Annotated in this window: 7 protein-coding genes and 1 pseudogene; 3 read left to right on the top strand and 5 right to left on the bottom strand. The window is 68.5% G+C overall.

Annotated elements, in window-relative coordinates:
- Positions 1–265: 265 nt before the first annotated feature.
- From IF88_RS41395 to IF88_RS0135475, 5 genes and pseudogenes are all read right to left on the bottom strand, one after another.
- A complete protein-coding gene (locus tag IF88_RS41395) occupies positions 266–1441 on the bottom strand; it encodes an IS701 family transposase (protein ID WP_051838126.1) in 1176 nt (391 codons plus the stop codon).
- Positions 1442–1491: 50 nt separating this feature from the next.
- Positions 1492–2409 (bottom strand): hypothetical protein, encoded by a 918-nt coding sequence (locus IF88_RS0135490; RefSeq protein WP_158754776.1) that lies wholly within the window; start codon positions 2407–2409, stop codon positions 1492–1494.
- A gap of 1946 nt (positions 2410–4355) precedes the next feature.
- Positions 4356–4868: pseudogene (locus IF88_RS0135485) on the bottom strand (SDR family NAD(P)-dependent oxidoreductase); the annotation flags it as partial.
- Positions 4869–5032: 164 nt separating this feature from the next.
- Complete coding sequence (locus IF88_RS0135480) at positions 5033–5443, bottom strand: cupin domain-containing protein (protein WP_030722310.1); 411 nt, start codon at positions 5441–5443, stop codon at positions 5033–5035.
- Between the two features lie 26 nt (positions 5444–5469).
- Positions 5470–6486 carry a zinc-dependent alcohol dehydrogenase family protein gene (locus tag IF88_RS0135475; protein WP_030722307.1) on the bottom strand — a complete coding sequence of 339 codons (1017 nt, stop codon included), beginning with the start codon at positions 6484–6486 and terminating at the stop codon, positions 5470–5472.
- A 229-nt stretch (positions 6487–6715) separates the two neighbouring features.
- Between IF88_RS0135475 and IF88_RS0135470 the strand changes: the two genes are divergently transcribed.
- The 3 genes from IF88_RS0135470 to fabV all read left to right on the top strand — a co-directional run bounded on the left by IF88_RS0135470 (position 6716) and on the right by fabV (position 11508).
- Positions 6716–7603: a helix-turn-helix transcriptional regulator gene (locus IF88_RS0135470; protein ID WP_030722306.1), complete on the top strand. Its 888-nt coding sequence runs from the start codon at positions 6716–6718 to the stop codon at positions 7601–7603.
- 1066 nt (positions 7604–8669) lie between these two features.
- Positions 8670–9080 carry a RidA family protein gene (locus IF88_RS0135465; RefSeq protein ID WP_030722303.1) on the top strand — a complete coding sequence of 137 codons (411 nt, stop codon included), beginning with the start codon at positions 8670–8672 and terminating at the stop codon, positions 9078–9080.
- 1213 nt (positions 9081–10293) lie between these two features.
- On the top strand, positions 10294–11508 hold the full coding sequence (gene fabV / locus IF88_RS0135460) for an enoyl-[acyl-carrier-protein] reductase FabV (protein WP_030722300.1): 1215 nt from the start codon (positions 10294–10296) through the stop codon (positions 11506–11508).
- The last annotated feature ends 43 nt before the right edge of the window (positions 11509–11551 follow it).

The following is an 11551-nucleotide window of genomic DNA, read 5'->3' as shown; positions in this document are numbered from 1 at the left end:
TCGCAATCCACACCGAACCCGGAAGGCCCTCACTCGTTCAAGATCCCTCAGCCGAGACCTGCATCACCCGTCCACAACCTCCCTGGACAGAACACCTAGTACTCCAGTGAGACTTCGTGTCCTGAGCTGGTTCTTCTCTTGTAGTGGCAGTGCCGGGCGGTTGCTTGGTGTTGTCGTCGCCAGTTGGACCAGCTCAGTCCGTGATCTCTGGGAGGGCTTTGGGGTCGGGGGCGGGGCCAGAGAGTGTCCAGGAGCCGGCGGATCTCTACCACGGTGAGGGTGATGAAGCTGCTGGTGGGGTCGTTTCTGCAGCCCCCTTTAGCGCTTCGCCGGCGGCGAGGCCGGCGAGGAAGGCGTGGGCGAGCATGGCCAGGGTGATGTGCCGGTACCAGCCGGGATATCGGCGGACTTCGTACTCGTCCAGGCCGCACTCGTTCTTCGCCGCCTGGAAACACTCCTCGATCGCCCAGCGCATGCCGGCCACCCGAGCCAGATCAGCAACGGTGCAGGCCACCGGAGCGTAGGCGAAGTAGTAGGCAATCTCGTCAGGACGGTTCAGGCTGCGACGCGCCAGGATCCAGCGGTGATGGGTGGGCTCGTCACCGTCGAAGAAGCTGATCGACGGCAGTCGCGCGCTGGCCCAGTCGTAGTCCCGTGGCCCTTTGGCCCCGTCACCGCAGGAGAGCCGCTGCCAGGCGTCCTCGGGGGCCTGGGCTGTGAGTTCGTCGATTCTCCAGAATCCTGCCAGGCTCTTGACCTGCTGCGACTTCGGCACTGCCACCACGTAGCCGACGCCGAGTTCCTCGAGGAGACGGCGGAACTTCCATTCCTGGCCGTAGGCCTCGTCCGCGGTCACCCATTGGGCGGGCAGGCCTGCGGCCAGGCAGCGGGTGACCATCGCCTTCGCGAGTTCACCCTTCGTCGCGAACTCCCGCTCGTCCGGGATCTTCGCCGCCCGGCAGCGCTCCCGGTCACCGGTCCAGGCCTTGGGCAGGTACAACTCCCGGTCCATCAGGGCCCGTCCGTGCTCGGTGGCGTAGGCGGCGAACACCCCGATCTGGCAATTGTCGATCTTTCCCGAGGTGCCTGTGTACTGCCGGCCCACCCCTGCCGAGGTGCGGCCCTTCTTGATGAACCCGGCGTCGTCGATGATCAGTACCCCGCCTGGGCCAAGGCGTTCACCGACGTAGTCACGCACGTCGTCGCGGACCTCATCGGCGTCCCAGCGGGCCCCGGCGAGCAGGTGCTGCACCCCCGCGGGATCCTTGTGACCTGCCCATTCGGCCAGCTGCCAGCTGTTCTTCCGCGCGACTGGCGCCAGCAGTCCCCGCAGATACCCGCGCATCCGCCACCGCAGATCAACCCGCGAAAACCGCCCCGCCACCCGAGCGAACACAGCCTCCAGCTCTACCCCCCACACCTCAGTATCTATCCCCGCCATGACCTGACAACGACACAAGCCAGCTCAGGACACGAAGTCTCACTGGAGTACTAAGGCTGAGGGCAGTTGTACTGCTCCGGCATCGGTACGGTGACGCAGTACGAGCCCTGGTTACCGGTCTCTTTGACGACGGCGTCGGGAACGGTGAAGACGACGGTTCTCGAGCGAGGCATCACGACCGTGCCAATCTGCCGGACGAGTGAGGCACGGCTTTCGGATTGGGTTGTGGAGTCGGTCTTGTAGAGCCCGACCGGGATCCGCGCTCCGGGCGCGAACCCGTAGATGAGGATCTGGTGACTGCCGTTGTCCACGACCAAGCGGTCGGGCTTGCCTGGGAGCTTGACCGAGTGACTGTGCTGGGCCGTCAGCGAGCCCTGGGTCGCCTGGATCGTGAGCGTCCCAGCAGCCGCGAGATCCTCGCGGGCCGCGCCGGGCGGCACGAACCACCACTTCTCGCTCTGCAGCACTCCATCGCCTTGGGGGTGCACGGCAAGTACCTGCCCGGTGAAGAGCGACTCTGACGGCTCGAAGTGCGCATACGTGAGCTCGGAGGCGGTGGGCTGGGCCGTGCTCGCGAACTGCCGACCGGCGGCCGTGACGATCACCTTGACCGGTTCGTCAGGTGAGAAGCCGCTCAGACACAGGGCCACCTCGTCGGGGGTGGTGACCCGGTCCAGTCCGCGAATGTTCCCGACCCAGACCGCGGGCGAGCCGCTGAGGCCGGCGATCCTGCCCAGGTCCGCGGTGCAGTCCGGGGCGGCCCCGTCGCCGGCCGCGAGGAGGGTGATTTGCTGGGCCAGGAGGACGTCCGTGGCAGAGTCGGTAGTCGTGCTGGAGGAGGGGGTTGCCGTCTGCGTGGTACGGCTTGGGGAGGCTGACGCCGCCCCGGTGGTCGGGCTCAGGGAGACGGACTCCGACGGAGGGCTGCTGCACCCTGCGACGGCACAGCCCAGCATGACGATGCTCAAGATCAGTACTCTTCGTGTCACTCGCACCACGGTCCTTTCGGGGGTCAGCCGCCCGGCGAAACTCGGGGGCACCGAGCCCCTGCGGCCTTGGCCTCTTGCTGAACGGAGTTCTCGATCTCCTCATACCGCTGCGACGTGATCGCGCCCTTGCCCTGGGCGTAGCCGAGCTGGTCGAGCGAGTCCTGCATGTCGCGGCAGCCTGAGGTCGTGTCGCCGCGCTGAAACTCCCAGGAGGCTGCGAGCGCCTGCCAGAGCCCTCGCCGGGCGAACCCGCGTTCCCCTCTGATCGCTCCCTTGATGTAGGAGATGGCAGCGGCCGAATCTCCGCGCTCGAAGGCATGCACCGCTGCGACGGAGGCGGCCAGCACCTGAAGGTCCTTGACTGCGCGGCCCCCCTTGGCGGAGCGGACCCGTTGCAGGGCCTGGTCGATGATCCCGTCATCGGGAACGATCTGCGCCGTCACCCTGCACTGCTCCACCTGGGCCAGGTTCACGGACGCCCGCAGCCGACCGACTTCGGAGAAGAGCCCTTCGACCGAGAGCCTCCGCAGCTCGGCCGACGAGGCACTCAGTGCCTTGGTATCCACCGTCCCCGGGCGGCAGCTCGGTGACGGGCCCAGCGCCAGCTGGTACTGCGCGCCGGCCAAGCTGAGTCGTGCGCGCAGCCCGATCCGGCCGTTCGGGTCGATAGCTTGGTAGTCGGCGCGAGCCGCCTCGAGGTACGGCGTCCGTTGAGCCGCGGGGAGGCCGATGGCAACCTGCTCGAGGGCGTGCCCGTGAAAGAGCCGGACCAGATCGGGCGTGACGAACTCGGCGCCGTCCTGCCGAACGGCGACCGCGCCCGATGGCAGTAGCCGGTCCAGCACCTGCTTCGCGTCGTTGACCTTGCCGTTCCGCCAGAGATCGAGAGCGTGGGTGAGATCGGCCAGTCCGCGCGTCCGGCGCACCAACTCGGTGATCACGTGTCTCCGGCCTGTGTCGGAGCTCCAGTCCTGATCGAGTCGGATCTGGCCGCTGAGGTACCACCCGGCGAGTTCGGGTGCATCCTCCACCTGTGCCGCCCGCACGTAGACAGCCGGCCGAAGTCCGGTCTGTCCGGCAGAGTCGGTGGTCACGAGGCCGCCGATGACGATCCCGGCATTCGTCCGTTCGACGAAGCCGTCCGTCCAGTCGTCCAGCTCCTGGTGGTCCTGCCCCGCCTTCCCGAGCACTTCCAGGGGAGGCGAGGTCACCCCGGCGTAGTCGTACGCCCTGCTTCCCTCGGGCAGCTGATCTTTCATCAGGTCCGTCGTGAAGACCTCCGACACATCGTCGAGCACCCGTTGGTCCTGGCCGGCGCCAACGCCCTCGAAACCGACCACGGCCACGTCCTGGCCCCCGGGCAAGCGGTGCAGCTCCGGCGGTGGCGGATGCGGCTGGAAGACGATCACCAGAGTGGTGCAGGCGACGAGGAAGCCTCCCAGGCCAGCGACCGACAACCAGCGCGCGCGGCGGGACATCCTGGGCCGGTCCGCAAATGCCTTCCTGACGGCAACGATCCCGCCGATGAGGACCGCCGAGAGCAGGAGAGCCGCGGCAACAGGGCCAGACTTGATGCCGAACAGTTGCAGCAGCGGACCGAGGCTCGCTGAGAGCAACGTGGTTGCCATTGCCAGCAGACCCAACCCCCACGGCAGTGAACCAGAACCGTTGTGTGGCTCCTCGGGGGCTTCCGGTGACTCGGCGGCAGGGACTTCGTCCGGGGCGTCCGGCTCAGGGCCGTCCAGCATGATCTCCCTTCCGAATATGGATCGCAATCGCACCTTTGCATACAATCCAGGCGTCGGGGGCATGCCGCTCCGTGACTCGGCCCGTTGGCCCAGCCGGTCCCCGCAACGGCTGAGAAGCGTGCGACGCCGCACCGTGTGCGCGCGTCGAGCCCCTGACGTGGGGCGTCGGTGAACGGTGCCGGCGAGGGCGTCGTGGAGCATCGCCGCGTAGGCGCTCTCTGCGGCGAACGCGATCGTGCCGGCAACGCTGAGGTTTGGACGTACGGCGCTGGAGCCGTTGACGAACAACAGCGTGCCCCGGCCCAGCTCCCGCATCCCGGGCAGGACGGCGTGCACGCAGGTCACCGAGCCCTTGACGGAGAAGGCCAGCGGATCGTCCAGGTCGGTGGCGGTGGTGTCGAGGACCGGCTTCATGAAGTCGCCAGGGGGCACCGGGCTGAACTGGAGGATCTTAACGGGCCCCAGCGTGTCGGCGGCTTCACGCAGGGCGGAGGTGAGGGAGGCGGGGTCGAGGACGTCGGCGGTGAACCCGCGGGCGTGGATGTCCTCCCGCGCCAGTTCGGCCGCCAGGTTGTCCTGGGGCTGGATGCTGCGCGAGAGGAGAGCGACGCGGTGGCCGGCGGCACCGAAGCGGCGGGCAGCCGCGAGGCCCAGGGCGGGGCCGGCACCGACGGGGGCGAAGGTGGTCACGGTGGTTCTCCTCAAGGACGACGTGGGCGGGGGCCGCTTCCCGGCCCGCCCTGAGGGAAGAAGAGGGCGGGGTGGTTCAGGGGGCTTGATGACGCGGCGCTCGGCCGTGGCCTTGCAGTCCTCGGCGCCCTGGTCCAGCGGCAAGATGAGGGGCTTGTCCGGCTTCAGCTGGTGGCCGGGGCGGCGGTGTACTCCTCGTCGGTGACGGGGTTCAGCCAGTGCACGACGTCGTGCTCGTCGTCGCCCTCGTTGATGGCCAGGTGGACCATGAGCCGGTTCGGCGCAGCGCCGTGCCAGTGCTCCTCGTCCGCTTCGAACAGAACGCGGTCACCAGGACGGATGACCTCGAGGGGGCCGCCACGGCGCTGGCACAGGCCGATGCCTTCGGTGACGAAGACGGTCTGACCCAGCGGGTGGCGGTGCCAGTGGGTACGCGCGCCGGGCATGAAGTGCACCAGGGACGCGGTGACCCGGGACGGGGCCGGGGCGGCGGCGACGGGGTCGATGTAGACATCGCCGGTGAACCAGTCGGCCGGCCCCTTGACCGTGTCGATCGAACTACGGGTGATCTGCATGATCGCTCCTTCGGAGGGCGGGCGGGTCAGGGATTGAGGAGGGTCTTGATGGCGCGGCGCTCGTCCATCGCCTTGTAGCCCTCGGCGACCTGGGAGAGGGGGAGGGTGAGGTCGAAGACCTTGCCCGGATCGATGCGGCCGGTCAGGACGCGGTCGATGAGGTCGGGCAGGTAGCGGCGTACGGGGGCGGGGCCGCCGCGCAGGCCGACGTGGGAGAAGAACAGCTCCTGGCCGTCGAGCACGACCTCGTGCGGGACGCCGACGAAGCCGACGCTGCCGCCTGGACGGGCGGAGTGCAGCGCCTGCTGCATGGCCTGGGCAGTGCCGACGCACTCCAGCACGGAGTCGGCGCCGATCCCGCCGGTCAGCTCCTTGATCCGGGCTACGCCCTCCTCGCCGCGTTCGGTGACGATGTCAGTGGCGCCGAATTCCAGGGCCAGCTTCTGCCGGGGTTCGTGCCGGGACATGGCGATGATCCGCTCCGCGCCCATCTCCTTGGCCGCGATCACGCCGCACAGGCCGACCGCGCCGTCGCCGACGACCACGGCGGTCGAGCCGGGCTTGACCTCGGCGGCATCCGCGGCCCACCAGCCGGTGCCCATCACGTCGGACACGGCCAGCAGCCCGGGCCAGAACTTCTCGTCCGGAACCTCGTCGGTGGCGACCAGGGTGCCCTGGGCGTTGGGGATGCGGACGTACTCGGCCTGGCAGGTGGACATGAACTCGCGGTGCAGGCAGTTCGACTGGAAGCCGTTCTTGCAGTTCGCGCAGGTGTTGTCGGGGGTCGCGAACGAGCCCACGACGAACTGGCCCGGCTTCACGGAGGTGACACCGCTCCCGACCTCCTCCACGAAGCCGACGTACTCGTGACCCATCGGGTGCGGGTCGCCGATCGGCTCCGCGCCGCGATAGGGCCACAGGTCCGAGCCGCACACACAGGAGACGGCCGTACGGATGACCACATCGGTAGGTCGCAGGATCTTGGCGTCGTCCACGCTCTCGAAGCGTACGTCGCCGGGGGCGTAGATCATTGCTCCGCGCATCAGGAGTTCCTTTGCGTACGAGGGGGCCGGACCGCCTGGGACGGCCCGCGTGCCGGCGTACCCGGGAGTAACACTGTGGGACCATGGCGCTCCTGCCCGGCCGAAGGAACAGCAGGGAAAGCGCCAGGTCATCCAGGTAACCCGCACTTCGCGCGCGCAGCGAGTCACTGACAAAGGGTGTACCGGCAGTACCTCCCTGCCACGGCGCGCCGGACGTACGGTCGAAGGCGTGGACAACCATGAAGAGGTCCGTGAGTTCCTCACCTCGCGGCGATCCAAGATCACCCCCGAGCAGGCCGGCCTGCCCGCTGGCAGCAGGCGCCGCGTTCCAGGGCTGCGCCGCAGCGAGGTCGCGGCGCTGGCCGACGTCAGCGTCGAGTACTACGCCAAGCTGGAGCGGGGCAACCTCGCCGGCGTCTCCCCGGCGGTTCTGGAATCCGTCGCCCGCGCCCTGCAGCTCGATGACGCCGAGCGCGCCCACCTGCTCCATCTGGCCCAGGCCGCCGACGGCTCCGACGCCCTCGTCCGGCCCCGGCGCCGCGCCACCCGACAGTGGAAACCGCACCGCAGCCTGCGGTGGACCCTGGACGCCGTTACCGCCGGCCCCGCCTTCGTCCGTAACGGCCGCATGGACCTTCTCGCCGCCAACCAGCTCGCCCGCGCCTTCTACGCCGACGTGTACGCCGATCCCCACAACCAGGCGAACCTCGCCCGCTTCCAGTTCCTCGACCCAGCCTCCCGCCGCTTCTACCCCGACTGGGACCTCGCCGCCGACATCACCGTCGCCATCCTGCGCACCGAAGCCGGCCGCAACCCCCACGACAAAGACCTCCACGACCTCGTCGGCGAGCTCTCCACCCGCAGCGACGAATTCCGCACCCGCTGGGGAGCCCACAACGTCCGCCACCACGGCACCGGCACCAAACGCTTCCACCACACGGCCGTCGGTGAGCTCACCCTCGCCTACGAGGGTCTGGACATGGCCGCCGAACCCGGCCTCACGCTCACCATCTACACCGCCGAACCCGCCTCCCCCTCCGAAGAGGGCCTACGCCTGCTCGCCTCATGGGCAGCCACCCAAGAAGCAGCCTCCCCCACACGCCACGCATCCAGCTGACGGCACAACTGACGGACAATCCCCTCCGCAGCTCAGCATGTCCCGTGGGTACGGGGGCTGAGGAACATCGGCGTCAGATCGTGCGCCAAGCCCTCGTCCTCCCTGGTCGGCGGCTGGCGGGCCGGCGGCGGTGGGACCGGTCTGAAAATCGTCCCAGAGATAACCCCCCAATATCTGCGGGAGCTTGATCCGTCACCTGCGGTGACGTTCTCCGGCCGCTGCGCGAAGCGGCTCTGTTATCTGTGGCAAGGGGGAAGCGGTGCCCGCGCTTGTGCAGCTGTCGGCCGGTAAGTGACCTGTCGCAGCGAAGTGAGTCGACCGAACGGCGCTGAGCTGCGTGGACTTGCTTGAGTGAGACGCCTGCGATTCGGCGTTCGTGCGGCGTCGAGGGCCCGTGGCATCATCAGGGTGGTGAGCGGACGCATTGTGCGAACCCAGGCCGAACGTCTCAGTGGATACCGCCGAGTCCTTGAGGCGAGGAGTCCGGACGTCACCGCTGAGCGTCTGCGCTCGCTCGCGGTCGATGAGATCCGACCGGTCCGGCTGTGGACGGCGCGCAGTCCCTTGGCACCGCCTGATGCGTTGGATCGGCTCGCACGGGATGAAGATTCGTTGGTTCAGTGGAATGCGCTGATCAACCCGAACCTGCCGGACACTGCGCTGCGCTGGCTCGCCGACTTGGAGGCGAGGAAGGCCGGCACGAGATGGTTCACTCTGCGCGAACGCATAGTTCATCACCCCAACGCCTCGGAGGCCCTGCGGGGGGAGCTCGTGGCAGCTGGGGCCTGCAGTTGCCCGCGGCCGTGCGGCCGGAACGTTTATGCGCGGCAGACTTCGACGGTGGTCGATCAGTCCTCGGTGGCAGCCGGGCGAGGTTCGACGTCGCAGGACACCTGTCCTTTGTCAGCGAATCCAGCCGATATGTGATCCAACTCAGTCGACTCGCGGTCGGTCTCATCCGGCGGTCACCGCGTGGCGGGCCGACGAGGAAAAGGGGAGGCGGGAACCAGCAGGGCATGGGCAGGATGTCCGGGCTCCACACTCGATGAGAAAGGCCCCGATGACCGTGGCTCGTGCCATTACTTTGATCCGCTCTGCCTCCCTCTCCGACGTCGCCGAGTACGCCTACGCAGCTACGGCGCCCGCCGAGTCGCGGCTGATCTTCCTCGCCGGGGCGTGTCCGCTGAACGATGACGGCTCTACGGCAGCAGTGGGGGACTATGCGGGCCAGGCAGCGAAAGCTGTCGAGAACATGCGGGCTGCGCTCACGGCCTCCGGTGCGTCCCTCGAGGACGTCATCAGCACCAGGGTCCTTGTCGCGTCGGCCCGGCGGGCGGACCTGGTGGCTGCCTGGGAGGTGGTACGGGACTCGTTCGGTGACCATGACGTCCCCAGCACCTTGATGGGCGTCACCGTGCTCGGCTACCAGGACCAGCTCGTCGAGATCGAGGCCGTTGCTGCGGTGCTCGATTCCTGAGACGCGTCTCTGCACCGTGGCGGCCGAATACGGCCGTGGACGGGAGGAGTCTTGGTGACGCCAAGCCGGTCTCTGTGACAGCGGCCGCCCTTCGGGTCACTACGCGCCCCCAGTCGACTGGGTTGAATGACGCAACGACTGACTTCAGTGACATAGGACAGTAAGGCGTTGACCGTCCGGGCGGCAGCGGACGTGTTCCTCGACTCGCTCGGCAACCCGAACACGGTCCGCAACTACGGGATCGGGGTCGGCAAGACCGCCGAACGGCTCGGCGAGGCCCGGCCTCTGGCATCAGTCGCGGACGACGAGATCGGCGAAGCCCTCGAACTGCTATGGGGCACCGCGGCGGTCAACACATGGAATTCTCGCCGGGCGGGAGTGCTGTCCTGGCTCGGCTGGTGCCGTGAGCGCGGCCACGAAGGACCGACAGTTCCGGCTTGCGAAACGGCTGTCGGTCCCAGACTCCGAGACCCCCGCCCGCTCGAAGATTGCCATCGACCGCCTTGGTCGCGCGGCGCGCGGTGCATCTGCGCGCGAAGACTACGTGCTGGAGACCGTGTACTGGGACGCCGGCACTGCCCGGCTGCTGCCTCGGCTCCTCAAAGGCCGCACCCGTGGACCGGTGTTCGTCACCCACCGCCGCCCGGGGCCGGGCCAGGTCGTCAGCCTCCGCGATGTCTGCCCGGACACGGGTCTGGCCCGCCCGTCATACGGGCAGGCCCGTGCCCTACTCGACGAGCACACCGCCCTGCGCGGACCTGGCACGGGCTGGGGACCTGTACGAGTACCGGCACTCCGCCCTCACCCCCCTCGGCGAGCAGGGCTCGTCGCTCCTGATGCTCATGGCGAAATCGCGGCACAAAAAGCCCGAGAACGTCCGCCACTTCCGCCGCTACTTCAAGCCGTCCCCGAGGCGATCGCCGAACTCACGAGCCTTATCGCCCTGGCGGCACCCGGCGCTGAGGGCGGGCCGGGCCGTTAGTCCGGCCCGGTGGCGGATCAGGAGGTACGGGGGAAGTACTGGACGGTGATGCTGAGCCTGGTCGCAGCGGTGTCTGGCTCTGCTGGAAGTAGTGGAACACTCCAAGATCGGCTGATGATCCTTGTCCCCGGTGGGGCCACTTTCCGTGTCCGGCCTGTCGCAGACTTGCAGGGCGCGGTGACCCCGGCTGGTTACCGCGGCTTTGCCCCAGTCGACCCAAGGACTGCAATCGTGAGCGAGCGCGTTCTCATCCCCCGCAACCGGGGCTTCCTCTTTCTCGACTCCCACCCGGCGGGCTGCGAGCGGCTGGTGGCCAACATGTGGCAGGCATGCCCCGACTCTGTCGACACCCCGCAGGGTGACGGCCCGCTGGCTCTGATCATCGGCTCCTCGGCCGGATATGGCTTGGCGGCCACGATCGCCGGCCTCAAGCGCGCCGGCATCCGCGGCATCATGGTCTCCTTTGAGAAGGCCCCCACCGAACGGCGTACCGCTACGGCAGGCTGGTACCGCACCGCCGCCACCGCCGACCTCGCCCGTGCAGCTGGGCGGGATCTGGTCTTCCTCAACGGCGACGCGTTCTCCGACACGATGAAGGACCAGGTCGCCGGCCTCATCGAGCAGCGTTTCGGCGGCAGGCTGGACTACCTGATCTACTCGGTGGCCGCGCCACGGCGCACCGACCCGGACACCGGCACCACGTACACCTCCGTCCTCAAGCCGATCGGCCAGGCGAACCGCACCAAGACCCTTGTCTTCGACGACCAGGGCGTTCCCGAGGTGCGCGAGGTCGAGACCGGGCCGGCCGAGGGCGATGATGTCGAGCAGACTGTGGCCGTCATGGGCGGTGCGGACTGGGAACGCTGGATCGACCACCTGGCCAGTCGGGGACTGCTCGGCGAGGGTTTTGCCACCGCCGCGCTGTCGTACATCGGATCGCCGCTGACCGCGGCGATCTACCGACAGGGCACCATCGGCGCAGCCAAGGCTCATCTGGAGGCCACCGCCCGCACCCTGAACGAGCGGCTCGACAAGACGGTGGGCGGGCGGGCCGTGACCTCCGTCAACGGCGCCGCCGTCACCCAGTCCTCCACCGCCATCCCTGGCATCGCCCTGTACACCGGCCTGCTGCGCGGCGTCCTTGGACAGAACCTGGTCCCGCCGGTACATCAGCTCGCCGCCCTGTGGGACCAGCTCACCGGTGCCACGCCGCTCGCCCTGGACGACGAAGGCCGAATCCGCCTGGACACCTGGGAACTCACTGACGACGTCCAGGCAGCGGTCGCCGAACGCTGGGAGGTCGCCACGACCGACACCATCGCCGGTCTCGCCGACCTCGACTGGTTCCATGCCGAAGTCCAACGCCTGTACGGATTCTCCGTCCCGGGCGTCGACTACACCGCCGCGGTGGCCACCGACATTCCCTGGCCCGCTCCCACGTCCTGATCCCGGCACGGATCCGCCTGCGGAACGACCCTGTTGGGAGGCT

The organism is Streptomyces sp. NRRL F-2580 (genome assembly GCF_000720115.1).
Taxonomy (GTDB): Bacteria; Actinomycetota; Actinomycetes; order Streptomycetales; family Streptomycetaceae; genus Streptomyces.
This window is presented reverse-complemented; position numbering and strand designations above follow the sequence as displayed.